22 protein-coding genes and 2 riboswitches are annotated in these 25,901 nt (G+C 39.0%); of the genes, 12 read left to right on the plus strand and 10 right to left on the minus strand.

All coding sequences use genetic code 11. From position 1 onward, the window contains the following. Together mtnK and IHV09_RS04380 are read right to left on the minus strand one after the other, a co-directional pair. Positions 1-1,218 (minus strand): S-methyl-5-thioribose kinase, encoded by a 1,218-nt coding sequence (gene mtnK, locus IHV09_RS04375; RefSeq protein WP_197263720.1) that lies wholly within the window; start codon positions 1,216-1,218, stop codon positions 1-3. 89 nt (positions 1,219-1,307) lie between these two features. Then, a riboswitch (SAM riboswitch) is annotated at positions 1,308-1,473 on the minus strand. Positions 1,474-1,579: 106 nt separating this feature from the next. Beyond that, positions 1,580-2,449, minus strand: coding sequence for a carbon-nitrogen family hydrolase (locus IHV09_RS04380; RefSeq protein WP_370568928.1), 870 nt, complete (start codon positions 2,447-2,449; stop codon positions 1,580-1,582). A 21-nt stretch (positions 2,450-2,470) separates the two neighbouring features. Here IHV09_RS04380 and IHV09_RS04385 point away from each other — a divergent pair, with 21 nt between their 5' ends. From IHV09_RS04385 to IHV09_RS04405, 5 genes are all read left to right on the plus strand, one after another. Further along, the gene (locus IHV09_RS04385) at positions 2,471-3,646 is read left to right on the plus strand and encodes a pyridoxal phosphate-dependent aminotransferase (protein WP_197263722.1); all 1,176 of its coding nucleotides are present in this window, start codon (positions 2,471-2,473) and stop codon (positions 3,644-3,646) included. A gap of 239 nt (positions 3,647-3,885) precedes the next feature. Next, positions 3,886-4,005: riboswitch (SAM riboswitch) on the plus strand. Positions 4,006-4,082: 77 nt separating this feature from the next. Then, a complete protein-coding gene (locus IHV09_RS04390) occupies positions 4,083-5,324 on the plus strand; it encodes a 2,3-diketo-5-methylthiopentyl-1-phosphate enolase (protein ID WP_197263723.1) in 1,242 nt (413 codons plus the stop codon). Continuing rightward, positions 5,321-5,995 carry a 2-hydroxy-3-keto-5-methylthiopentenyl-1-phosphate phosphatase gene (locus IHV09_RS04395; RefSeq protein ID WP_197263724.1) on the plus strand — a complete coding sequence of 225 codons (675 nt, stop codon included), beginning with the start codon at positions 5,321-5,323 and terminating at the stop codon, positions 5,993-5,995. The genes IHV09_RS04390 and IHV09_RS04395 overlap by 4 nt, the downstream gene beginning before the upstream one ends. Further along, positions 5,992-6,657: a methylthioribulose 1-phosphate dehydratase gene (locus tag IHV09_RS04400; protein WP_197263725.1), complete on the plus strand. Its 666-nt coding sequence runs from the start codon at positions 5,992-5,994 to the stop codon at positions 6,655-6,657. Before IHV09_RS04395 ends, IHV09_RS04400 begins: the two co-directional genes overlap by 4 nt. Then, positions 6,635-7,171 (plus strand): 1,2-dihydroxy-3-keto-5-methylthiopentene dioxygenase, encoded by a 537-nt coding sequence (locus IHV09_RS04405; RefSeq protein ID WP_197263726.1) that lies wholly within the window; start codon positions 6,635-6,637, stop codon positions 7,169-7,171. Before IHV09_RS04400 ends, IHV09_RS04405 begins: the two co-directional genes overlap by 23 nt. Positions 7,172-7,357: 186 nt before the next feature. Here IHV09_RS04405 and IHV09_RS04410 read toward each other — a convergent pair whose 3' ends face one another. Next, positions 7,358-8,446: an AI-2E family transporter gene (locus IHV09_RS04410; RefSeq protein WP_197127492.1), complete on the minus strand. Its 1,089-nt coding sequence runs from the start codon at positions 8,444-8,446 to the stop codon at positions 7,358-7,360. A 158-nt stretch (positions 8,447-8,604) separates the two neighbouring features. Between IHV09_RS04410 and asnB the strand changes: the two genes are divergently transcribed. Next, entirely contained in the window at positions 8,605-10,452 is a 1,848-nt protein-coding gene (gene asnB / locus IHV09_RS04415) for an asparagine synthase (glutamine-hydrolyzing) (protein WP_197263727.1), read from the plus strand. Positions 10,453-10,494: 42 nt separating this feature from the next. Here asnB and IHV09_RS04420 read toward each other — a convergent pair whose 3' ends face one another. Both IHV09_RS04420 and IHV09_RS04425 read right to left on the minus strand, forming a co-directional pair. After that, positions 10,495-11,850, minus strand: a complete 1,356-nt coding sequence (locus IHV09_RS04420; protein WP_197191290.1) for an MATE family efflux transporter — start codon at positions 11,848-11,850, stop codon at positions 10,495-10,497. Positions 11,851-11,966: 116 nt separating this feature from the next. Next, positions 11,967-13,691 carry a glycoside hydrolase family 13 protein gene (locus IHV09_RS04425; RefSeq protein ID WP_197191289.1) on the minus strand — a complete coding sequence of 575 codons (1,725 nt, stop codon included), beginning with the start codon at positions 13,689-13,691 and terminating at the stop codon, positions 11,967-11,969. 336 nt (positions 13,692-14,027) lie between these two features. Here IHV09_RS04425 and IHV09_RS04430 point away from each other — a divergent pair, with 336 nt between their 5' ends. From IHV09_RS04430 to IHV09_RS04450, 5 genes are all read left to right on the plus strand, one after another. Continuing rightward, positions 14,028-15,296, plus strand: a complete 1,269-nt coding sequence (locus IHV09_RS04430; protein WP_197263728.1) for an extracellular solute-binding protein — start codon at positions 14,028-14,030, stop codon at positions 15,294-15,296. Positions 15,297-15,449: 153 nt separating this feature from the next. Beyond that, entirely contained in the window at positions 15,450-16,712 is a 1,263-nt protein-coding gene (locus IHV09_RS04435) for a carbohydrate ABC transporter permease (protein WP_197127497.1), read from the plus strand. A 1-nt stretch (position 16,713) separates the two neighbouring features. Further along, positions 16,714-17,550, plus strand: coding sequence for a sugar ABC transporter permease (locus IHV09_RS04440; protein WP_197127498.1), 837 nt, complete (start codon positions 16,714-16,716; stop codon positions 17,548-17,550). Positions 17,551-17,580: 30 nt separating this feature from the next. Beyond that, on the plus strand, positions 17,581-19,110 hold the full coding sequence (locus tag IHV09_RS04445; RefSeq protein WP_197263729.1) for an alpha-amylase family glycosyl hydrolase: 1,530 nt from the start codon (positions 17,581-17,583) through the stop codon (positions 19,108-19,110). A gap of 195 nt (positions 19,111-19,305) precedes the next feature. Next, positions 19,306-20,334 (plus strand): LacI family DNA-binding transcriptional regulator, encoded by a 1,029-nt coding sequence (locus tag IHV09_RS04450; RefSeq protein ID WP_197127500.1) that lies wholly within the window; start codon positions 19,306-19,308, stop codon positions 20,332-20,334. A 155-nt stretch (positions 20,335-20,489) separates the two neighbouring features. Here the strand turns inward: IHV09_RS04450 and ligD are convergent, their stop codons facing one another. The 3 genes from ligD to IHV09_RS04460 are packed head-to-tail and all read right to left on the minus strand — an operon-like array spanning position 20,490 to position 23,229. Beyond that, positions 20,490-21,410, minus strand: a complete 921-nt coding sequence (gene ligD / locus IHV09_RS22335; protein WP_231618123.1) for a non-homologous end-joining DNA ligase — start codon at positions 21,408-21,410, stop codon at positions 20,490-20,492. Continuing rightward, complete coding sequence (locus IHV09_RS22340) at positions 21,383-22,345, minus strand: RNA ligase family protein (protein ID WP_231618124.1); 963 nt, start codon at positions 22,343-22,345, stop codon at positions 21,383-21,385. The genes ligD and IHV09_RS22340 overlap by 28 nt, the downstream gene beginning before the upstream one ends. Further along, positions 22,342-23,229 (minus strand): Ku protein, encoded by an 888-nt coding sequence (locus IHV09_RS04460; RefSeq protein ID WP_197194981.1) that lies wholly within the window; start codon positions 23,227-23,229, stop codon positions 22,342-22,344. Before IHV09_RS04460 ends, IHV09_RS22340 begins: the two co-directional genes overlap by 4 nt. Before the next feature lie 363 nt (positions 23,230-23,592). Here IHV09_RS04460 and IHV09_RS04465 point away from each other — a divergent pair, with 363 nt between their 5' ends. Next, a complete protein-coding gene (locus IHV09_RS04465) occupies positions 23,593-24,726 on the plus strand; it encodes a histidine kinase N-terminal domain-containing protein (RefSeq protein ID WP_197127501.1) in 1,134 nt (377 codons plus the stop codon). A gap of 67 nt (positions 24,727-24,793) precedes the next feature. Here the strand turns inward: IHV09_RS04465 and IHV09_RS04470 are convergent, their stop codons facing one another. Together IHV09_RS04470 and IHV09_RS04475 are read right to left on the minus strand one after the other, a co-directional pair. Beyond that, positions 24,794-24,931 carry a DUF3941 domain-containing protein gene (locus tag IHV09_RS04470; protein WP_197263730.1) on the minus strand — a complete coding sequence of 46 codons (138 nt, stop codon included), beginning with the start codon at positions 24,929-24,931 and terminating at the stop codon, positions 24,794-24,796. 56 nt (positions 24,932-24,987) lie between these two features. Next, positions 24,988-25,851, minus strand: coding sequence for a DegV family protein (locus tag IHV09_RS04475; protein WP_231618125.1), 864 nt, complete (start codon positions 25,849-25,851; stop codon positions 24,988-24,990). Positions 25,852-25,901: the final 50 nt, after the last annotated feature.

Consider the following 25,901-nt stretch of genomic DNA (forward strand, 5'->3'; position numbering starts at 1 on the left):
TTAAGCACCTCTAATCCAGTCAGTAAGTTCTGTGATGTTTGTAAGTTTCCTTTGATTTTTAACAAGTTTTGCCCCTAACGCTAGTGCTGTTTTTTTATAAAAGAGCTCGACCTCTTTTTGGGGGATAGTGTCTAGATCAGCAACGTGTGCAAGTCCAATCGTTCTTCGAATAATCTCACAACCAGCAAAACCGATAGCTTCTTGGAAAGTCTTTTCCAAGAAATTATCAAGTACACCGTCAATCTTGGCAAAAGGGTCTGTTGCTTTCTCGTTCCATAGTTGTGAGAACGTTTCTCTGTATGTTTCCCAAGTCTTTTCGATCGTTTGTAACAGGTAGGTTTGTAAAGATTCGCGATGAAATGGCTCTTTTGCATGTGCATTCTGAGAAAGATGATTAAGCGCAAGGTTAGCTATAAAGTGAGCGATATCGAATCCGGCTGGCCCATAGAACGCAAACTCAGGATCGATCACTTTAGTAGAATCGCTTTTTACAAAAATACTTCCAGAATGTAGATCTCCATGAAGAAGAACTTCTGCTTTAGTTAAGAATGATAGTCGCAGTTGAGCTACCTCTTGTAAAAGCTCTTTGTCATTCCAAATTACATCAACTTCACTTTGGAGTTCAGAAGGGAAGTCATTTGTATCATGATTGAAAAATGGATCAGTGAACACTAAGTCTTCCGTGATCTTGCAAAGTTCAGGGTTTGAAAATTGTTTAACTTGTTCTTTTTTTTCAAAAGGATGCAGGTAGAAATCACTAGAATAAAAAGCTGTTTTAGCAGCAAATGTTCCAATGTCATCAGCAAGCTGTGGATAAATTTGACCGTCAATAAGTCCTTTTCGAAGGATGACATGGTCAGACAGATCTTCCATAACTGTGACTGCAAGTGTTGAATCTGAAAATAAAACCTTCGGAACTAAGTGAGGAACGGATTCAGCTTCTTTTAATAACGCATCGCTCTCGATTCGTGCACGATCTAGTGTGAGCGGCCAGCTTTCTCCAACCACTTTTGCATAAGGAAGTGCTTGTTTAACGATTACAGCTTTTTTGGATAGTGCGCTTTCTATATGAAAGACAAGGTTTAAGTTGCCATCTCCAATCTCTCTAACATGCAGTTGGTCTTGTTCGGATGCATCAAAAAATGCTAAAGGTTTTACCACATCAAGCACTGTCAGTTCGTTTAACGGTTCATATGTAGGTCTTACTTGTACGCTCATTTTTGTTCCCCCCGGAAAGTTTTTTTACAAATAAAAAGAGCCTCTTTTCGTATATAAGAAAAGAGGCTCGGAATGATGATTTCCCGCACCTCTTATCTTAGCAAAACAAAAATGTTTTGCCGGAATTAGCACCGTGCCATACGCTGAATTAATCAGCGGCTCCCCGTATAATGCGGGCGCCCCATCTTACAATGGTATTACGGTCGGTTGCTGGGTTTCATCGGGCCATATCCCTCCACCTGCTCTTGATAAGAGACCAAAATTATTCGTTTTGTTAATGCGTAACAATATTCACGCAATTCATAATCGTTATACTACAACGTTGTGTGGAGATCTGTCAACACTAAATTCTTAAATGGATTTAATACAGATCTGTTCGACGGTCGTTAAATACAGGAACCTTTACACGGATTTCGTCTACTAATTCAGGTGAGATCTCTGCTGTAAGGATCTCCTCTTCGTGCACAGATCCTTCAGCAATGATATCTCCCCATGGGTCAATAATTAGTGATTGACCAGCGAAGGTGTTTTTAGGGTCGCTTCCAACTCGGTTACAAGCAATAACGTAGCATTGATTCTCTATAGCACGTGCGATAAGCAATGCTCGCCAATGAGATTGTCTTTGAATCGGCCATTCGGCAGGAACGAACAATATTTTTGCCCCTTTTATGAAAGGAGCTCGGATCCATTCAGGAAAACGGATGTCATAACAGATAGCAAGGGTCGAGAGATTACCGTCGATTGTAAACAGATTGCTATTACTGCCGGGGGAGATATATTTTTCCTCTTCCATAAGTGTGATCAGGTGAGCCTTTGAGTAGGTGCCAACATGTTCACCGTTTCGGTTGTAAGTGAGTGACGTGTTGTAAACTGAGTTACTCTCACGATATGCGATAGACCCTCCGACAATATTAGTATCAAGCTCTTTAGATAACTCGCTTAACCATTTCTTTGCTTTCTCACCATCATGATCGCTAATCTCATCTAATCGGGTAAGATCATACCCAGTATCCCACAGTTCTGGTAGTACGATCGTATCAGGATTATGATGTTTAACGGCTTTACGAATTTTATTTTCGATGTGTTTATAATTTTCATCAGGTTTCCCATATTGAATGTCAACTTGTATGCAGGCAATTTTCATGATTGTACCCTCCAGGTTGTAAAAAAAGTCTTTACAGAATTTCCTTAAGCGTATAACATAACTGATTAGAATTTCAAGAACATTCAAATTAGACTGGAAGTGATCGTCGTGAAACGTTTTGAGCAGGCAGAAGTGATGGGGAAACTGCCAGAGCAATTTTTCGCCAAGCTTGTAAAAAAAGTATCTTACTATGTAGAGCAAGGCTTTGATGTTATTAATCTAGGACAAGGGAATCCTGATCAACCAACTCCACAGCATATTGTTGATGCATTAAAAGAAGGAGCCGATAGACCTGATTTTCATAAGTATTCACCGTTTCGCGGACATGGATTTTTGAAGCAGGCAGCTGCCGATTTTTATAAACGAGAATATGGAGTAACACTCGATCCTGAGAAAGAAGTAGCCGTACTCTTTGGCGGGAAAGTAGGTTTAGTAGAGCTATCGCAGTGCTATTTAAATCAAGGAGATGTTGCACTCGTTCCAGACCCGGGATACCCTGATTATTGGTCAGGTGTTGCAATGGCTGGTGCTACTATGGAGACGATGCCCTTAAGAAAAGAAAATGACTTTCTCCCGAAGTATGATGAATTACCTGAGACAGTATTGAACAAAGCAAAGCTTATGTTCTTAAACTATCCGAACAATCCTACAGCAGGGGTTGCAACAAAATCCTTTTTTAAAGAAACAGTAGAACTCGCTAACAAACATGATATTCTCGTGTGCCATGATTTTGCTTATGGAGCAATCGGATTTGATGGACAAAAGCCGGTCAGTTTTCTACAGATAGAAGGAGCAAAGGACGTAGGTATAGAGATTTACACCCTTTCTAAAACGTATAACATGGCAGGATGGCGCGTTGGATTCGCGGTTGGAAACGAAACTGTTATTGAATCTATTAACCTACTTCAAGATCATTTTTACGTAAGCTTGTTCGGAGCTGTCCAGCACGCGGCGGCTGAGGCATTGAACGGACCACAGCGATGTGTGGATGAACTGGTAGATACATATGAACGTCGCCGAAATGCATTCATCGGACGTTTGAACGAAAACGGCTGGAAGGTAGAATCGCCAAAAGGTTCATTTTTCTGCTGGCTGCCTGTACCTGATGGGTATACTTCTGAAACTTTCGCAGACTATTTGCTAGAGAAAGCACACGTCGTAGTCGCGCCAGGCATCGGATTCGGAAGCGAAGGCGATCGGTATGTACGTGCCGGTCTTTTAACGTCTGAAGAACGTCTGATAGAGGCTGCTGATCGGATTGCTAAACTAATAATCGATAACTAGTGTTTACCTCCACTGACATTTGATTGCAGTGCAAGGTGGGAGACTCCTGGGGGACGAGTGTGGCAGGTGAGACCCTTAAGGGCGCAAAGCGGCAAGGGGCTCACCGCACGCCCCCCGGAAAGCGAGCATCTGGAACGGAAATCAAATCACTTTCAATACACTGAAGAAAGAAGATAGGGTTGACAGATCGTTCATACCCTGTCATAATCACAATTAAAATTATATTCTAACAATTTGCACTCTTATTAAGAGCAGGTGGAGGGACTAGCCCGATGAAACCCGGCAACCATTCAGCTAATTATGTATTAGCTGAAAACGGTGCTAATTCTTGCAGTCGAACGTTGACTGAGAGATAAGAGGAAGTGGAACTGTCAATATGTAGACACCCCTTCCTCGTGAAGGGGTTTTTTGTGTTTTTGAAAGGAGAACGACAAACATGAGTAAAATTACAGCGACGTACTTAGTACATGATAAGAAAGAAAACTTACAAAAAAAAGCGGAAGGAATTGCACTAGGACTTACAGTAGGTTCTTGGACAGATCTTCCTCAACTTGAGAAAGAGCAGCTAAAAAAACATAAAGGGATTGTGGAAGAGGTCATTGAACTTCCTGAAGATCCACGTGCTGATCAATTTTTAGGAAGTAAAAGAACTAAGGGCTTGCTTAAGATTTCCTATCCATCAGCAAACTTTTCAAATGATATTCCAGCAATTCTAACGACGGTTTTCGGTAAACTTTCGTTAGATGGTGAGATCAAGCTCATAGATTTAGAGTTTGATAGAGAGCTAGAAAAACAATTTCCTGGTCCTAAGTTTGGAATAACAGGAATTCGAGATATCTTAGGCGTACATAACCGTCCACTAGTTATGAGTATTTTTAAAGGGGTACTCGGAAAAGATCTATCATTCTTCAAGCAGCAATTATATGAGCAGGCTTTAGGTGGGGTAGATCTTGTAAAAGATGATGAAATTCTTTTTGAGAACCCACTCACTCCTTTTGAAGAAAGAGTGAAAATCGCTAAAGAAGTATTAAAGTCTGTTCACGAGCGAACAGGCGAAAAGACGCTCTACGCAGTTAACTTAACAGGCAGAACGAGTGAACTTCGAGATAAAGCGAGGCGCGCAGCAGAATTAGGAGCAAACGCATTACTATTTAACGTTTTATCTTACGGACCAGATGTATTGCAAGAACTGGCCGAAGATAAAGAGATTCAACTACCGATTATGGCTCATCCTGCACTATCCGGAGCTATAGGGTCATCATCACTTTACGGAATTGGTTACTCAGTATTACTAGGCAAATTGCTTCGTTATGCAGGAGCAGATCTTGTGTTGTTCCCATCACCATATGGAAGTGTAGCACTTGATCGTCAAGAAACATTAAGCATTGCGGATGCCTTAACAACAGATAACATCTCATTAAACAAATCGTTTCCAGTCCCTTCAGCTGGTATCCATCCAGGACTAACACCGGTTTTATACAATGACTTTGGTTTGGACAGCGTTATAAATGCAGGTGGAGGCATACATGGTCACCCAGATGGAGCTGCCGGTGGAGCACGTGCTTTCCGTCAGGCGATAGATGCCGTTGTTAAAGAAGAAGACTTTGAAAGTTTTGCTGAAAAACATGCAGAACTTCAAAAAGCATTAGAGCTTTGGGGTGGTGTTCCTGTAAAATGACAACTCAACAACGATCGGTAATCTTTTGTGATTTTGATGGGACTGTTACCGAAAAAGATAACATCGTCGCCATCATGGAAGAATTTTCACCTGAGGGATGGCAGCCGATCGTAAATGAAATCTTGAATGAAACGATCTCGATACGAGAAGGTGTAGGAAAAATGTTTTCCAGAATTCCTTCGAATAAAAAGAAAGAGATTATTGAATTCGTTTTAACACGTTCTAAGATTAGAGATGGCTTTCAGGAATTTATTCAATTTACTCAAAGCGAGAGAATTCCGTTATACATCGTTAGTGGCGGCATTGATTTTTTTGTTCATCCTGTTTTAGAAAACAAGCTGGATTCACAATACGTATTTTGTAATGCCAGTGACTTTACCAGTGACACGATAAAAATCACTTGGCCGAATGCGTGTGATGATCAATGTGACAATGATTGTGGGTGTTGCAAACCGTCTGTTATTAGAAGACTTGAAGAGAAATATCCCCGAGCAGAAAAGATTGTGATCGGTGATTCAATTACTGATCTTCAAGCTTCTAAGATGGCTGATGTTGTTTTCGCAAGAGATTATCTGATTGAAAAATGCGAAGAAAACCAAATACTATATACTTCATTTGAAACGTTCCATGACATCATTCATGTCTTAGAGAAAAGAGGTGTGAAAAGTTGAGTAAACAGCAACGATGGATTGAGCTTGCAGATGTAAAGGATGAGCTTGCTTCACGGAACTGGTTTCCTGGAACAAGTGGTAACGTATCGATTAAAGTAAGTGACTCACCGCTCGCTTTTTACGTTTCTGCAAGCGGAAAAGATAAAACAAAACGTACCTCTGAAGACTTTCTTTTAGTAGATCAGTATGGGGATCCGGTAGAAGAAACGCATTTAAAAGCTTCAGCAGAAACAGGCATTCATTGTGAAGTCTATCGATTAACGGATGCAGGCTGCTGTTTACACGTTCACACCGTAGATAATAACTTAATCTCTGAGTTATATGGTGTTGTAGGGAAGATTACGTTTCAAGGTCAAGAACTGATAAAAGCTTTTGGAATATGGGAAGAAGAAGGAAGTATCACGGTTCCTATCGTTGAAAATTACGGTGACCTTTCGAAGCTGTCAGAAGCGGTAGGTGCTGTTATAAATACGGATACCAAAGCTGTCCTGATCCGCAATCATGGTATTACCGTATGGGGCAGAAATGCTTTTGAAGCGAAGAAACACCTAGAAGCTTTCGAGTTTCTGTTCTCTTACCATATCAAATTACAAACTTTAAACGTTTTAAATAAAAATCAATCATTTGGAGGCGTTAAAAATGGCACAACTACGATTTCATGATAACAACGAAAGAATTGAAAAACAAAGCGAGGTAGAATCGTACTTAAACTCACAGGAAGTTATTTACGAAAAGTGGGACATTGAAAAACTTCCATCACACCTTCGTGAAAATTTTTCGTTAAGTGATGAGGACAAAGAAGAAGTGATTCAAACCTTCCGCAGTGAGATCGATGATATCTCTGGGCGCAGAGGGTATGTAACAGAAGATGTTATCTCCCTTTCTGATGCGACACCAAACTTAGATGAGCTTTTGAAAAACTTCTTAGCAGAACATCATCACACAGATGATGAAGTACGATTTATCGTTTCTGGACATGGAATCTTTGCGATCGAAGGACCTAATGGAAGGTTTTTTGATGTAGAGCTTGAGCCGGGAGATCTAATCTCCGTTCCAGAAAATTTCCGTCACTATTTCACGCTGCAAGAAGATCGTAAAGTAGTAGCGGTCCGCATCTTCAAATCAAAAGAAGGCTGGGTACCGATCTACGATAAACAGCCACAAGAAGCAAAATAATAAACCTGGCACACCATTTTATTTGAATGAAATGGTGTGTTTTCTTTTGTAATGAGAGAGTAGTTAGCAGGTCAGGCGCTCGTCCGGCGGCTGACAAGCACGCTGGACGAGCGCCATACAGAAAATACGAGCAAAGAAAAAGCATCGGATTCTAATAACCGATGCTTTTTCAAATTCCTCATTATTTTAAAGCTCTTTTGATTTTCTTAGATTGATTAAACGATAGGTGTGCAGGGCGATAACCTTAAGAACCGCATATACTGGAACGGCTAGAATCAATCCAAGGAGACCACCTAGGCTTCCTGCAACAAGCAAGATTGAAATAATGGTAAGCGGATGGATATCCAGCTTTTTACCCATAACTTGAGGAGAGATAACATTACCTTCAATCTGCTGAGCTATAACCATAACGACTAGTACTTTGATGACCATCGCCGGCGAGTCAACGACCGCTACGATCAGTGCAGGAACGACTCCTATTATCGGGCCAAGAAACGGAATAACATTTGTGAACATCGCGATGATGGCTAAGATCAGTGAATACTCGATTCCAATTACAAGGTATCCAATATAGAGCATGGTTCCCACACAGACACTGACCAGGATTTGTCCTTGGATGTATGAACTAAGGGCAATGTCCATGTCTTTTAGGATTTTTGTTCCATTCGTACGCTGTCTTTCAGGAAGCGTTTGAAGCACCATCTGTGGAGCTTTTTCACCTTCTTTTAGCATGTAATAGAGAATGAAAGGAACGGTAACAAAAATCATAATAATGTTTGTGATGATTCCAATAAAGTTTGCGATGTTCGTACCAATTGTTTGAACACTCGTAGACAAATATGCAGTCACTTTATCAGAGATTTCTTTCACATCAAATTGGTCACTTTCTTGGAAACGGCTTACCCATTCATTTTGCTGTAAATCATTTAGCTTAGAACGAATAGCATCGATTAAAGCAGGTGTATTCTCAATTAAATTACTTACCTGTCTTTGTAATATGGGACCAATAGAATAGAATAGCAATACGAAAAGTCCGATCGCAAGCAGATAGATGAGAAGGATGGATAACACCTTCGGAACATTTCGCTTATGTAAGAACTGAACGACTGGCCGGAACAGATAATAAAGAACACCGCCAAGTAAAAACGGGAAAAATAACGTTTGAACAAGAACGACGATCGGCCTGAAAATAAAATCAATCTTGGTTCCTACTAGAATGATTAAAAAAATGAGGAGAAATCCGTAACCGATACGAAAAAATTTCGACTGTGGCATTTAATGATCACCTTTATCTTCTGAAATATGTATTCATTATATACAACTTATAAGAACATACACAAATTTTAAAAAAACACCCGTACAAGGATAAAAGCATATGCTGAGTAATGGGCATAGATACTAGAAATGGAGTTTGTACAGAAAGGATGAAACCAATGTGCGGAATAACGGGTTGGGCAGATTGGAATCGTAACCTCACACATGAAAAAAATATATTAATTAAGATGGCCTCACCATTATCAAAAAGAGGACCAGACGCACTTAATGTATGGAGTACCACACATGCAGGTTTTGGTCACGCAAGGTTAGCAGTTGTAGATATTGAAGGCGGCGTTCAGCCGATGACAAGAACGAAGAACAAATCGAATTATACACTTTGCTATAACGGAGAGCTGTACAACACAGAAGATCTCCGGAAAGAACTTTTACAAAGAGGGTACACGTTTGATGGGCATTCCGATACGGAAGTTTTACTTACTTCTTATATGGAGTGGGGAGAGAGTTGTATCGATCGGTTTAATGGAATATTTGCATTTGGAATTTGGGATGAAGAAAAGGAAAGCTTGTTTGTAGCTCGTGATCGATTAGGGGTAAAGCCATTTTTCTATACTGAAAAAGGCGGTATGCTGTTATTTGGGTCTGAAATAAAGTCCATATTAGCTCATCCAGATGTCAGGGCTGAAATAGATCGTGAAGGACTACAAGAAGTTTTCGGTCTAGGACCATCTCGTACCCCAGGTAACGGAGTATATAAAGGGATAAAAGAACTCCGTCCAGCACATGCTGCGACGTATTCAAAAAACGGGCTGAAAATTTGGCGGTATTGGAACGTAGAAAGTAAACCACATCAAGATTCTTTGCAAGATACGGTTGAAAAAGTGAAATATCTCGTGAATGATGCAGTGACGCGACAACTGATTGCAGACGTACCAGTAAGTACTTTTCTTTCTGGCGGTCTCGATTCAAGTGCGATCACCGCAATCGCAGCGAAATATTTTAAAGAAGAAAACAAAGGTGACCTCCATACGTTCAGCATTGATTATGTAGATAATGATAAGTATTTTAAAGCGAGTGATTATCAGCCGAATTCAGATGCATATTGGATCAATCAGATGGTTGAAGCTACAGGCTCTGTTCATCATAGCTGCGTGATTGATAACGAACTATTAATCAATCATTTGCGTGAAGCTGTCACCGTTCGGGATTTGCCAGGAATGGCTGATGTTGATTCTTCACTTTTATGGTTCTGCCGCCAGATTAAACCTCAGTCAACAGTTGCACTTTCAGGAGAATGCGCAGACGAAATCTTTGGTGGGTATCCATGGTTTCATAAAGAGGAACTCTTGCATCGTCCAATGTTTCCGTGGATGCGTTCAACAGAAGCGCGCCAAAATCTTTTACAAGACTCATGGGCTAGCAAGTTGAATCTAGCTTCATATGTTCAGCAACGATACGAAGAAACAGTGAACGAAACGCCTGTTTTAGAAGGAGAATCTAAAATAGAAGCGAGAAGACGTGAAATCTTCTATTTGAATATGATTTGGTTCATGACGACACTGTTGGATCGTAAAGACCGAATGAGTATGGGAGCTTCATTAGAAGTGAGGGTACCTTTTGCAGATCATAGAATTGTAGAATACGCATGGAACATTCCTTGGGACATGAAAATGCTGGATGGAAGAGAGAAGGGAATACTTAGAAAAGCACTTACTGGGGTACTTCCGAATGATGTACTGTATCGAAAAAAGAGCCCTTACCCGAAAACGTTCCATCCGGATTATACGAACGGCGTAAAAGATTGGTTAACAAGCATCGTCGCGAAAAAGAACTCACCATTATTTGAAGTATTAAACCGAGCCCGTGTTCAAGAAATTATTCAAACGAATGGTGAGACGTTTAAAGAGCCTTGGTTTGGTCAACTTATGACCGGCCCACAATTAATGGCTCATCTTGCGCAGATCGACAGCTGGCTGACCGACTATAATATTAATATCGTAGATTAAACGAAAAAACCGGAAACATTTCTGTTCTCCGGTTTTTTTAATTTATGCAGTTGCTTCATGCTTGACGACTAATTGTTTTTGCCATTTTCTTTTTCGCCACCTCGACAGCATAAAGAGTCCCCGCAGCCATTCATCTGCAGTGAAGGCGAGCCAAATCCCTATTAAACCAAGATCGAAAGTAATCCCTAACAAGTATGCGAGTGGTACACTAACTCCCCACATAGAGATGACACCCATAATGACCGGAAACTTAACATCACCTGCAGCTCTCAAACTTGAAATGATAACAAGATTAAAAGAACGGCCAGGTTCGAGCAGGAGCGTTAAGTATAAAAGAATAGTACCCTCCTTAATAATCTCAGGATTATCTGTGAAAATAGATAGAAGTGGCTTTGCAAATAGTGAAGCTATACCTGCCATAAGAAAACTTATGATCATGGCATACGTCTGACTTTTGAGACACATCTTATAAGCAGAGTCGTACGATTTAGCACCGATTAAGTGACCAATTAATATCTGTGTACCTTGGCCGATCGCTACAGCGAAAAGGAAGATAAACATCATAATATTAAAGGTATATACCTTTGTAGTAAGTGCCGTTGTACCAAGCAGCGTGATGAAGAACGTAATCAGCATCTGAGATCCACTATAAGATAGATGCTCTCCAGCTGATGGCAATCCGATTTTTAATACACCCTTTATATGAAGAGGGAATAATTTGAATGAGCTGGAAAAAGGTAATGGTATAGAAGAGCGCTTAAACAACAGATACAGAATTACAAGTAAACCTAAAAATCGGCTAACAGATGTTGAAATCGCTACACCTTCAACACCTAATACTGGAAAACCGAAAGCGCCGAAGATAAATAAATAGTTTCCAAATACGTTCAAGATGTTCATCCCGATCGTGACATACATGGCATCTTTCGTAAAACCGTAGCTTCTAATGGCAGCTCCGATCGTCATAATAACCGATTGGATAAATGAAAATCCTCCTACGATCATTAAATAGCTCGATGCTTCAGCCATCAACTCTGGTGGCGTATTCATCCATGTTAAAAATACATCGCCAAAGACAAGTAATGCAGCACTTAAGAGTACCCCAAAAAGCAAGTTCCCTAAGATGGCAACGACAGCTACTTCAGCAGCTGTACGTTCAAGTCTAGCACCTATTGCCTGTGCAATAACCACACTCGCTCCTGTTGCAACAAATCCAAACATAACGATTACGATCGATAACAGTTGATTAGTGAGTCCGACAGCAGCCACTGAATGATCAGAATATTGACTGAGCATAAGAGTATCAGCGTTCCCCATCAACATATGAAGCATTATTTCAATAAATATTGGCCACGTTATGGCAAAAAGGGAAAGCTTAGCAGCTTTGTTGCCTTTCATGTAAATCCCTCTCCATCGTGTTTATATTGTATGGTTTTAACATTTACCTATTGTATCAGGTATGAGTAGTCACTGAAATAAAATCCCCTCACTTTTTACAGTGAGGGGGAACATGTTTATTTTCTTCTATATATACTAAAGCCGTATCCAGGCAAAGATCCTGAGAATGATGACCCCAAAATATGTGTGTAGCCTTCAGGGATATCAATGGAAAGATCAGCGCTTTCTTCACCCGCATTTAAAAGGATCCATACATTTTCCTCATTTGATGAACGCTCATATACTAATGTTTTCTCATTTGCCTTGATAAACTTCATTTCGCCGTCATTGGCTAGAACTTTATGATCTTGACGAAGAGTTAGCAAAGATTGAATATGTTCAAACAGATCTAAATCTTGTTTGTTTTCATCCCATTCCATACATTTTCTGCAACCTGGATCATTACCACCTGTCATACCGATCTCGTCTCCATAATAGATACATGGAGTTCCTTTAAAGGTTAACATCAATAAGAACAATAACTTCATCTTATCCTTATTCTCATCACAGAACGTTAGAACACGTTTTGTATCATGTGAACCTAATAGGTTAAACGCAGCTTCGTTAACATTTTCAGGATACATATGAAGTACAGCCGTCATTTTTTCAGCAAACACTTTTGCATCAATCGTTTCTTTTGCTACAAAATCAAGAGCCGCATTTGTGAATGGATAGTTCATAACGGCGTCGAATTGATCTCCTTGTAGCCAGTTCATGGAATCATGCCAGATCTCACCTAAGATATATGCATCTGGTTTGACAGACTTAACAGCTGTTCTGAATTCTCTCCAAAATGAATGATCAACCTCATTTGCAACATCTAATCTCCATCCATCAATATCAAACTCTTCCACCCAATAGCGAGCGACCTTGAGTAAGTATTCGCGAACCTCTGGGTTTTCAGTGTTCAGTTTCGGCATCGCTTTTTCGAAAGCAAACGTATCATAATTAGGGCGTGGTTCAGTCTGGATTGGAAATTCTCTTAAATGGAACCAATTCTTATAAGTAGAATTCTCTTGATTCTGAAGTACGTCCTGAAATGGTTCAAAATAGTATCCGCTGTGATTAAACACAGCATCGAGCATAACTTTAATTCCGTTCTCATGACAAATTTTTACTAGTTGCTTGAACGTTTCTTTATCACCGAATTGTGGATCGATCTCTAAATAATCAATCGTATCGTACTTGTGATTAGACTTCGCTTTAAAGATCGGTGTGAAATAAATACCAGTCACACCTAGTTTAACGAGATGATCGATATGATCGATCACACCTTGAAAATCTCCTCCAAAAAAATTGTTAAACTTCGGCTCTTCACTAGCCCACGGAAGAGAACCTTCAGGATCGTTGCTCGTATCTCCATTCGCAAAACGTTCAGGGAATATTTGATACCAAACCGTATCTTTCACCCAAGAAGGGGCACGGAATACATCTATTCCATTTAAGAATGGAAAACAAAAATAATAAGCTGTGTCATCGAACGGAGCTTCATTATAGAAGCCTTTTTCAGTATATACCAACGTCTCAACACCGTTCTTCAGTTCAAATCCATAGCGTAAACGGCGAAACGGGGGAGAGATAGCAATAAAATAGTAATCAAAATATTCATCTGTACCTGATAGAGTCATAAGTGATCGGGACGTCTGCCAGCCATCCTTCGTCCAGTCATAAGGATCACCGTGAATTAACGTAACTGAATCAACATCACCTTTTTTGGTACGAAGACGGATGTGGAGGGTAGTCTCGTCATAAGCATAAGCAAAATTGTTACCTGCTCTGTGGTAGATAGCTTCTTTTAACATAGTATGATCTCCTCTCAGTTTCAGCAATAAAAAAGGGGCACAACCTATAAAAACTAGGTTGTACCCCTAAAAGAACGTACATTGCCTTCAACTTGTAATGCTGATAGTATAAACCGCTCTCAGCGATAAAATCAAGATAAATGAAAGCGAAACCAAAAATAATTAAAAAAGTATTGTAAAAATTCAAAGCATAGGTATAATGAAATTGAGCAGGTAATGCAATCGTTTTCATAAACGGCAAAAAACTTCATAAGAAGACAGAAAAACATTTTTTTTGCTAATCTGTGCAAACGTTTGTATGCTTTGATCTTTTAACAATAATGGGGGGTACAATTGATGAAAAAGTTATTAGCTTTGCCTTTAACTTTTGCTCTAGCTGCAAGTGCGTTAGCTGCTTGCGGACCGCAAGAAGATAGTTCTTCTACAGGTGGTAAGAAAGAATCTGGCACAGACAAGCCTGAAAAATTAGTTATGTGGGAAGACCAAGAAAAAGGTGCTGGAACAAAAGATGCCATTAAAAAGTTCGAAGAGAAATACGGCATCAAAGTTGAGCTAAAAGAAATTCCAATGCTAGATCAGCAAGAGAAGCTTCGTCTAGATGGACCAGCTAAAAAAGGACCGGATGTTATTACAACTCCGCATGACCGTATTGGACCATTAGCGATCGAAGGTCTTATCGCACCAATTAAAGTATCTGATGATGTAACAAAGCTTTACACTGAATCTTCAATTAACGCATTAACATATGACGGAGAACTTTACGGTCTTCCTAAGTCAACAGAAACACCAGTATTTATCTACAATAAAAAACAGATGCCTGAAGCACCAGAATCTTTAGAAGATGTTCTTGCATTCTCTAAAGGTGATAAAGGTGGAGCGCAATACGGTTTCCTAGCAAACTGGACTGATTTCTACTTTGCAAATGGTGTGCTTTCTGGATATGGAAGCTATGTATTTAAAGATGACAACGGAACATTAGATCCTAAAGACCTTGGCCTTTCTAACAAAGGTGCAGTTGAAGGACTAGATTATATCACTAGCTGGTACAAAGATGGCTTGTTCCCAAAAGGAATCATCGGTGAAAAAGCAGGACAAACAATCGATGGTCTTTTCCAAGAAGGTAAAGTTGCTTCTGTAATGAACGGACCTTGGTCTTTCCAAGGCTATAAAGATGCTGGAATCGATATCGGTGTTGCACCAATGCCTAAACTTCCAAACGGTGAAGATGTTAAAACATTCATCGGAGTTAAAGGTTACAACGTAAGTCAGTTCTCTCCTAACCAAGAATGGGCTGCTAAACTGGTTGAGTTCATCACAAACGAAGAAAGCGCAAAGACTCGTTTTGAGAAAACAGCAGAAATTCCTCCAGTTGTATCTTTAATGGAGGACCCAATCATTGCAGACAACGAAGCAGCTAAAGCTGTAGCGGTTCAATCAGAACGTGGAGTTCCAATGCCTAACATTCCTGAAATGGCAGAAGTTTGGGCTCCAGCTGCAAACGCACTTCAATTATCTGCTACTGGAAAGTCTGAGCCAAAAGCTGCTCTAGAAAGCGCAGTTAAGACGATTGGACAAAACATTGAAGCGAACCATGGTAAAAAATAATAAGCAATAAGTGGAAAGCGGTACCCAGACGTCGCGGGTACTGCTTTCTCTAACTATTGTGTGTGTTGGAAAGATTTCGCTTATGTATGGGTCCTAAAATCTTTCGAACTACACACAAAACAGTTAGTGGGGAAAAGAAAGGGGAAACCTGTAATGACACACCGTAAGACGGCAGCTTTGCTGTCCATCATTCCAGGAATGGGGCAATTCTATAACAAGCAATTTGTTAAAGGTTTCGCATTCTTGTTTTTAGCGATATGTTACTTTATTGCATTTCTTGATTTTCTGAATATCGGACTTTGGGGAATCGTAACACTAGGTACAGAAGTGCCTAGAGATCATTCCATCTTCTTACTAGTGAACGGCGTTATTTCCATACTAGTAGTAGGTATCGGTTTAGGGTTTTACTACTTTAATATCTATGATGCGTTCCAAAATGGGAAAAAACGTGATAACGGCTTGAAACTTAACTCACTAAAAGAGCAATATCATAATGTTGTAGACAAAGGATTTCCTTATCTAATGGTGGGACCTGGATTCTTACTTTTGATCTTCGTTGTCATTTTTCCGATCATCTTTATGTTGTTGTTAGCATTTACGAACTATAATCTGTACAACTCTCCACCAGCAAAGCTTGTTGATTGGGTTGGGTTTAAGAACTTTATCGAAATCTTCTCTTTAGATATTTGGCGTGAAACGTTTATCTCTGTATTTGCATGGACGATTATCTGGACATTTACTGCAACAACCCTTCAAGTCGCAATTGGAATCTTCTTGGCGGTAGTCTTGAATCAAAAAGAAATTAAGTTTAAAGGGATTATTCGTACACTTTTAATCTTACCTTGGGCAGTGCCAGCATTCGTTTCAATCTTAATTTTCTCTGGATTATTTAATGATACGTTTGGAGCAATCAACCAATCTATTTTAGCACCTCTTGGAATCGATTCCATACCATGGATGACTGATCCTTTTTATACAAAGATCGCTTTGATCTTCATCCAATCTTGGCTTGGTTTCCCGTTCATCATGGCTATGACTACAGGAGTACTTCAGTCTATTCCTGGTGAACTTTATGAAGCTGCAACTGTAGATGGGGCATCAAATTGGGATAAATTCCGTAAGATCACACTTCCGATGGTCTTATTTACAACAGCACCAATATTAATCACACAATACACGTTTAACTTTAATAACTTTAACGTTATCTATCTATTCAACAACGGTGGACCTGCAGTGGCTGATCAAAATGCAGGAGGGACAGACATCTTGATCTCTTGGATCTACAACTTAACGATGACTTCAGCTCAATATAGTAAGGCAGCAGCTGTAACTGTATTGTTATCGTTGATCATCGTGTCACTTGCATTGTGGCAGTTTAGAAAAACGAAATCATTTAAGGACGAAGGAATGATTTAATATGAGTATAAAAACAGCAAGAAGAATACGATTAACTCTGTCCTATCTAGTACTATTGTCAGCGATTGCGATTGTGGTCTACCCAATTCTTTGGGTAATTGGATCTTCATTCAACCCAGGTAACACTTTATCAAGTTCGACGATCATTCCAGAGAATGCAACTCTAGCTCACTATAAAGAGCTGTTCGCTGAAACGGATTATCTAATCTGGTACTGGAACACGCTAAAAATCTGTTTTATAACAATGGTGCTTTCTGTAATCTTTATTGGCTTAACGGCTTATGCTTTCTCAAGATATAAGTTTGTTGGTCGTAAGAACGGATTGCTTCTTTTCCTAATTTTGCAGATGATTCCACAATTCGTAGCGATTCTTGCAATCTACATCCTAGCTTACCAAGTAGGATTGCTTGATACACACTTTGCCTTAATCCTTGTTTATGTGGGTGGATTGATTCCGATGAACACATACTTGGCAAAGAACTATTACGATACGATTCCAAAAGAACTAGACGAATCTGCGCGAATTGATGGCGCTGGTCACTTTCGTATCTTTTGGCAGATCATCCTGCCACTTTCAAAGCCAATCTTAGCGGTAATCGCACTTTTCAGTTTCATCTCACCGTTCGCTGATTTTATCTTAGCGTCCATTCTGATCAGTTCAGATGAGAAGATGACACTTGCGGTTGGTCTGTTTAACATGATTAAGAACGAATTCGGTAACAGTTTTACATTGTTTGCAGCGGGTTCTGTATTAGTAGCGATTCCGATTGGTCTATTATTCTTATCACTGCAGCGTTACTTTATCTCTGGCTTAACTGCTGGTGGTACAAAAGGTTAATCACAGCACCTTACTATAGGAGGAACGGCGATGGGCAAAAGAATGATATTCTTAGCTATGTCGTTTCTTCTTTTTTTATCTGTTCAAAATAAAGCGCTTGCAGAAAAAAAGGAAGAACGATCATGGAAAGACGAAACGATCTACTTTATTATGGTGGACCGGTTTAATAATGGAAATAAAGATAACGATTTTGATGTAGATCTTAATGACCCCACAGCTTACCATGGGGGAGACTTCAAAGGGATCATGGATAAAATTGATTATCTTGATGACCTTGGGGTTACGGCGATATGGCTAACACCTGTGGTTAAGAACGAACCCGGTGGCTATCACGGTTATTGGACGGAGAATTTCTATGAAACGGAAGAACATTTTGGTTCAAAGGATGAGTTGAAGCAACTTGTTATAAAAGCGCATGATCGTGATATAAAAGTTATATTAGATCTAGTCGTAAATCATACAGGCTATAAACATCCTTGGTTAGATGAGGCGTCAAAAAAGGCTTGGTTTCACCCAGAGAAGGAGATCGGGAACTGGGATAACCAACAAGAAGTTGAGAACGGCTGGCTCGCTGGATTGCCCGATCTGAACACAGAGAACAATGAAACACGTAAGTATTTACTCGACATGGCTGAATATTGGATTAAAGAAACAGATATAGACGGCTACCGTTTAGATACTGTTAAACATGTGCCAAAAGACTTTTGGATAGATTTTTCTGAACGAGTGAAGAAAGCAAAGCCTGGCTTTTATTTAATCGGTGAAGTTTGGCACAATGATCCAAGATATATTTCTGAGTACAATAAAGCAGGAATACAATCGTTTGTAGACTATCCTTTGTTTAATGAGATGGTTCGTATCTTTAGACAAAGCGGGCAATCACTTTCAGAGCTGAACGCTGTATGGGAGCGGAATAAGTTCTATTATAAAGATCCGTATACGTTAGGAAACTTTATTGATAATCATGATAACATTCGATTTGTACGTGAAGTGCTGTTGAAGCAAGAAGATCCCGAAAAAAGGCTGAAGCTTGCTCTTACCTATCTTTACTCGGCACCTGGTATTCCTATCCTCTATCAAGGAACAGAGCATATGATGGACGGCGCCAAAGATCCGGACAATCGTCGCATGATGGACTTTACTCAAAATAAGGAGTTTGAAACGTTCACTTCTAAATTGGGAAAACTTAGACAAAAACATCCTGCACTTAGACGGGGCGATTATTCAATGATTGTTGATAAAGGTGGGAAAGCGGTCTTTAAACGAAAATTTAAAGATGAAACATTATTTATCGTGTTTAACAATGATAAGAAGAAGTCGGGTATTTCTTTTTCAGATAAAAGCCTTCATAATAAAAAGCTTGTGAGTCTTTTATCAAACGAAGAGATAAAGGTGAATGATACTTCTGTTGAAGTGAATATGACTGGGGAAACGGCTGAGATATATGCTGTTCAAAAAGCAGATTCACAATGGAAGCTATATTCGATTGTTGCTGTAGTAATTGTTGTAGTAATATTGAGCTCTTTCTATCTAATCAGAAGAAGAAAACAACGCTCATAATTACAAGCTAGTAGCGGAATAAAACGATTTAAGCCTTATAGTCTAAAAGAAACCGTTCAATTTACAAAAATAGTGAAAAACATTAAAAGTGGAAAGGAATTATTATTTCTTTTTTCCTACGAATTCTATACAATTATTGATGGAATTAAGTAAGCGTATACACTAAGCCAAATAGTCTGAAAGGAGGACTATATCATGTCAGTTACTATAAAAGATGTAGCAAAATTAGCAGATGTTGCACCCTCAACCGTTTCAAGGGTAATCGCGAATAATCCTCGAATATCAGAAAAAACAAAACGAAAAGTAAAAGAAGCGATGGACTATCTTGGCTATCATCCAAACTTTAATGCGAGAAGTTTGGCAAACCGAAGCACACAGGCGATCGGACTTGTCATGCCTAGTTCTGCTGACAAAGCCTTCCAGAATCCGTTTTTTCCAGAAGTAATCAGAGGTATCAGTACCATTGCCCATGAGCAAGAATACGCTCTATACATGTCGACTGGAAATACAGAAGATGAAATATTTGAAGGTGTTGTTCGAATGGTACAAGGACGTCGAGTGGATGGAATCGTTATGTTGTATTCACGTGTAGATGATCGGATCATGTGCTACTTACAAGAACAGAAATTTCCTTTCACGGTAATCGGAAAGCCGTTTAAGAACGCTGAAACAATCACACATATAGATAATGACAACTTCAAAGCTGCTCAAGAAATGACTGAATATCTCATATCACTTGGTCATGAACGAATCGGGTTTGTAGGTGGAAATTTAAATCTAGTCGTAACCATCGACCGGTTATTAGGCTATGAAAAAGCGATCCGAAATGCGGGTCTGCCTTATAAAGATGAGTACATCGTTCATGAGGAGTTCTTAAAAGAAGGCGGGCAGGAAGCAGTTAAAGAGCTCCTCGCGCTAAATGAGCCTCCGTCAGCACTTCTTGTTATTGATGACGTTATGTCCTTCGGTGTGCTGAGCACATTAAACGAGTTAGGAGTGAGCGTACCAGATGACATCTCATTACTAAGTTTCAACAACGTTATGCTATCTGAACTCTCATCCCCTTCACTAACATCAGTAGACATCAATATCTTTAAACTTGGTTATGAAGCGGCTAAGGGACTACTAGAATGCATTCAATGTCCAGAAAAAGAAGCAAAACGAGTAGTCGTACCTTTTCAATTGATCGAAAGGCAGACATGCAGTAAAGTTAGCGAAAAGTAATGATCTGCCTATGGAACGAGCTGTCAGGTGGAGACTCCTTATGGCGTGTAGCGGCTGGAGGCTCTTCGCATCCCCATGGAAAGCGTGTTACCTTGAGCGGAACGATAGCAACAAAGTATACAAAAAAAGCCTCAAGAAGATGTGTTGAAATCTTCTTAGAGGCTTTTTTCTTTAAGAGCATTAATAACAGGTAGGATAGGCTGTTTACTTTTACAAGAATAAAATTTTTTAAACGGGTCACCTACATCGTTTATACGATCGATGATGGTGGTAAGTGGAAATTGCTCAGGCTTTAATGCAGCGTTCACTTCTTCCCAGTATAAAGGAGTGGCAACTAAAGCATCATCATTTCCTCTAACAGAATAGGGAGAAATGATTGTTTTGCCTTCTGCGTGTTGAATATAATCAATGTAACAACGGTTGCCTCTGTTCTTTTTTAAACGTTCAATCGTAAACCATTTCGGCTCTCGTTCGATTAGATAATGGGCTAGAAACTCTGTGAATAGTCGTGAGTCTTCGAAGGTAACAGCTTGTTCAGGTAACGGGATGTATATCTGCATGCCTTTATTACCGCTTGTTTTGATAAATGTAGTGAGATGTAACTTGTCACACACTTCTTTTATCAGGAGCGCAGCTTCGACGGAAAGATGAAATTCCTTTCGAGATGGAGGATCTAAGTCCATCACGATCTCAGATGGATGACTATTCTTAACTGTTCGGTATGGAATATGAAACTCAAAGGCAAGCTGGTTTCCTAGCCAAAGTAGTGTAGGTAAGTTATTACAAACGATATAATTAATATCTTCTTCTATACTCGTATGTACATAGTGTGGAGCATAATCAGGACAATTCTTTTGATAAAAGCGCTCCTCACCAACTCCATGAGGATATCTGATTACCGTTAAAGCCCGGTCTGTTAAAAAAGGCAGCATATAAGGTGCAATTTGGGTTAAATAGTTAATATATTCGACTTTTACAATTTCGAGATCTGGCCAAAGTGGTTTGTTAGGGCTTGTTAATGTTACGATCTCGTTGTTTACGTTGAGATCTACTTGTTCTTTTGTAGACTTTCCCATGTACAATCCTCCCAATTTGTATCAAAACGGAATGAAACAAACCTTGGCTGTCTCAATTGATTTTTATATAGTTCTAAATAAGAAAGTTCTACGCAGATTGACGGCTCTATTAAAATAAGAGACCCGTTCTTGCTGGCAATATTTTTCTTTATAATTTGTATTAAAGCTTCCTTCTCTTGAGGGGAAATGCCATGAGAGAATAACCCCACGAATTGAACAGAACGATCTTTAATAACGCCAACGTGAAAAAAACCGTTCTCTGTATCGTAACCTAATAAAATAAGTGGATGGAATTTAAGATTTTTAACTTTGATCCATTCGTTCGTTCGGATGCCAGAAGACCATTTACTATAAAGCTTCTTCGCCACAATTCCTTCGCTATTACTTCCTTTCACATCCTCCATGATTTTAGATTTTTCAGAAGTGAAATTGATAAAATTAAGACGACGATCGGGTGATATTTTAATGTTAGAAATACCTGTAGTCTGAAGCAGTTTCAGCAATTTTTCTTTCCGATCCAAAAAAGGTAGTGTATTCATATATTCATTCTCTATCGCAAGTAGATCAAACGCGCAAAAAGAAGAAGGATATTGTTTAGAAGCTATCACAATTTTATCGAGCTGTTTTAGTCTGCCTCTTTTTTGAATCTGTTCAAAGTTTGCTTTATTTTCATTTTCTAGAATACATAGTTCTCCATCTAAAAGTATGGGGAACAAGTCTTTAACTTTATTTTCGATCGTTTTAAGGTGATCTACAACCTCAGGAAAAATGGTATGCAGAGGATGACCATTTCTAGATGTCATGATAACATTCGCGTGATCCCAATAAAGTAAACATCTAAAACCGTCGTATTTCACTTCATATACCCAATGACGCTCTTCCGGCAATTCGTTTGAAAGAGAAGGGAGCATGGGCTTTAAAAAGTGTTGAATCATGAACTAGCTTTCTTCTTTGCAGATGTTTTTTTCTTCTTAGGTTTTGGTTCATCCGCACTTTTACTGTTTTTAGACGAGGTATCCTTTGTTTTCTTATTGTTATCAGTCGATTCTTTTCCTTTACTCTCATTGATGGAGGCCTGAAGTGCTTCCATAAGATCTACGACATTTGTTTTTGGCTTTTCTTTAGCAACTTTCACTTCATCACCAGAAATCTTGCTGTTGATCAATTCGAGAACCGCTTCACGATATTCGTCTTCATACTTTTCAGGCTCAAACGGAGCAGTTAATTGTTCGATAAGCTGTTTAGCCATCTCAACTTCTTTTTCATTTAATGACACTTCATCTGTTAAACCAGGAACATGGTCAACATTTCTTACTTCGTCCGGATAAAAGATAGTTTCTAGAACTAAACCGTTCTTGTACACTCGAACAGCTGCAAGATGTTCCTTTGATCGAAGTGTGAATTTAGCAAGTCCGATCTTTCCGGTATCTTCCATAGCTTTTTTCAAGAGTGCGAAAGATTTTGTCCCATTCTCGCCAGGTCCAACGAAATAAGAACGATTATAAAAGATAGGATCAATCTCTTCTAATTTAATAAAATCAATGATCTCGATCGATTTATCAGATACACCTGCTAATTCATCAAGTTCTTCTTTCTCTACAACTACGAATTTACCCGGTTCATACTCATAGCCTTTAACGATTTCTTTTGAATCCACAGTCTCTTCACATACAGGGCAGATTTTTTCATACTGAACAGGACTATGGCACTTTTCATGTAAATATCTCATCTTAATATCTTTATTCTCAGTTGCGGCAAACAGCTTGATCGGTATATTCACAAGACCAAAGCTAATCGCACCTTTCCACATCGTGTGCATCATGACCATCCTTCCAAACTCATTTACAAATAGTTTCTCCAGACGTATCAACATCATGTATATTTTTCCATAGTTTATACAGATTTCGACAATGCATTGTAGAAACATGTAATATCATTCATAATGAGAATAGAGATTTTCAATAGGCTCTTTTCTAATAATTGTTGCTTTTGATTTCGATTAATAACGCATCATTGACAAGTTGTTTGTAGCATAAGGTTCGAGACTCTTATGGAACGAGCGGGCAGGTGGAGACTCCCCGCACGCCCCATGGAAGGCGAGCAACCTTAGAGCGGAAATCAACAACTATCGAAAGCAACAATGAAAACGAAAACAGCCGCTTTCAATAAAAGGGTGATAACATTGGATAGCAGTACAAACATACAAACAAATACAGAACTTGCTCAATTCTTGAAGATGCAAAAAACAAGCATTGTTGAAAAATGGCTGGAGAACGTACTGTTGCCTCAAAATGACCCTTTCTTTGAAGAAGTGAAAAAGAACGGCCATCAAACAATCATAGAATTAATAAACTATTTAGAAACAGGGTCACTCGAAAGGCTGAAAGCTTTAACAAGCAAGATTGCCAAAGAAAGAATTGAAGCCAAAGCGAACGTAGGCGATTTCGTTCATAACATCAACGTTGGACGAAGCATCGTTTATGAACTTTTAATGTGTTCACTTTTAAATGATCAATTAAAAGGTGATGGGGTATTAAAGATGCAGCGGTATTTTGATCAGCTCGTCTTTTTGAGTGTAAAAGAATACACAGCACTTAAGGATTCAATTATTGATCGGAAAAATCAGTTCATTCAAGAGATGCATCACGATCGATTAACGATGCTTGGGCAGATCGCTGCCAGCTTTGCTCATGAATTCAGAAATCCGCTGACTTCAGTTAAAGGATTTATCTACCTTCTACAAAAGGAATTAAATAAAACAGATCAATCAGAGTATTACTTTGAAATTATTCAAAATGAGATGCAGAGTCTTGAAGAAAAGATAACGCAATTTTTATATTTATCAAAGATGAGAGGCTTAGAAGATAAGCTTGAAAAAGTCTCTTTATCATCCCTCTTGAAAGAAATGCTTAATTTTATGTATCCGCGTTTTACTGAAGCGAATATCGTAACCATCTCACAAGTCGAAAATTCCGTATATACCGAAGGAGACAGTTCACAGATCAAACAAGTGTTATTAAATATTTTAGTGAATGCAGTCGAAGAATTGAGCGGTTGGAACGGTGAGAGAAAGATTAAAGTATCACTAAGGGAAAACGAAGAAAACATGGCAGAATTATCAATCTGCAATAATGGTAACCCGATTCCTGATTATTTACTCGAGAACGTGTTTGAACCTTTTGTTACGACAAAGTCACTTGGAACAGGGCTTGGGCTTTCTGTGTGTAAACAGATCGTTGAAAAACATAATGGTACGATTGAAGTATCTTCAACGAAAGACGATACTTGTTTTACGATTAAATTTCCAATCATCTAAACGGTGATGATAAATGTTGAATAATGAACAAAAAAAGCTCCCTTTCAAAAGGGGGCTTTTCCTATCTTTAAAGATGATCAGGTTTTTTAGAATAAGGTTGTCTTCCGTTTTGTTTACTTTCAAGCTCTGCTTCATTTTTCAATTGATTCAATGCCTGATTATCTGCTGGTCGTTTATTATTGTCTTTCGTATTACGCTGTGTCATAAATATCCCTCCTGATTCTAACATCTGTCAGAAGGGGTTCTATTATTCATCATGTTTTAAGATACATTTTTAGGTGTATTTAAGAAGAATAAAGCAATTGTTCCTGGCCCTGCATGAGCGCCTATCGCACAGCCGATCATTGTAACTAAAATATTTTTGTTTCCTGTTTCTTCAATGATTAAATCTTTTAATGCTTTCGCCGTTTCAGTATCATCTGCATGACTGATGCCGATCGTTATGTCATCAAGAGAAGAAGCTCTTTCCTTCATGATTTCTACCATGCGTCCTAAAACTTTTTTCTTTCCACGCAGTTTTTCGAGTGGAAACAGTTTTCCGTCTTCCATATGAAGTACAGGTTTTATTTTTAAGAGTGTTCCCATGACTGCAGCCGTTTTACTCACTCTGCCGCCGCGCAATAAATATTCAAGGTCATCTACGGTAAAAATATGTTCAAGATGGTTTTGGTAATGTTGAAGGGTTTGAAGGATTTCATCAAAAGATTTTCCCTCCTTCGCTTCTTTAGCAGCTTCATGCACCATTAATCCATATCCTAATGATGCAGATTGGCTATCAAAGACTTCAATCTGAGCGTTTGGAAATTCTTCAAGTACTTCATTTTTCATAAGAACAGCTGTCTGATAGGTTCCGCTGATTCCTGAGGACAAAGTAATATAAATGGCAGGTTGGCCATTCCTTGCAAATGAAGTTAATGTTTCTTTAATAATAGATGGAGGGACTTGAGCCGTTTTAGGAACAGCGCCTTCCTTCATATATGTATATAACTGTTTTGGTTCGATATTAGATCGATCTAAATACTCTTCTTCATTTACTTGAACGATTAAAGGAAGCATAATAATCTCGTATTCATCCAAAAGCTGTTTAGGTAGATCAGATCCTGTATCAGTTATTATCGTAGTCATTATTGTTCACCTGCTTGGCTTTTTTCTATAGTTTAACTTGTGATGGAATG

This window comes from Fictibacillus sp. 23RED33, from assembly GCF_015903925.1.
GTDB lineage: Bacteria > Bacillota > Bacilli > Bacillales > Fictibacillaceae > Fictibacillus > Fictibacillus phosphorivorans.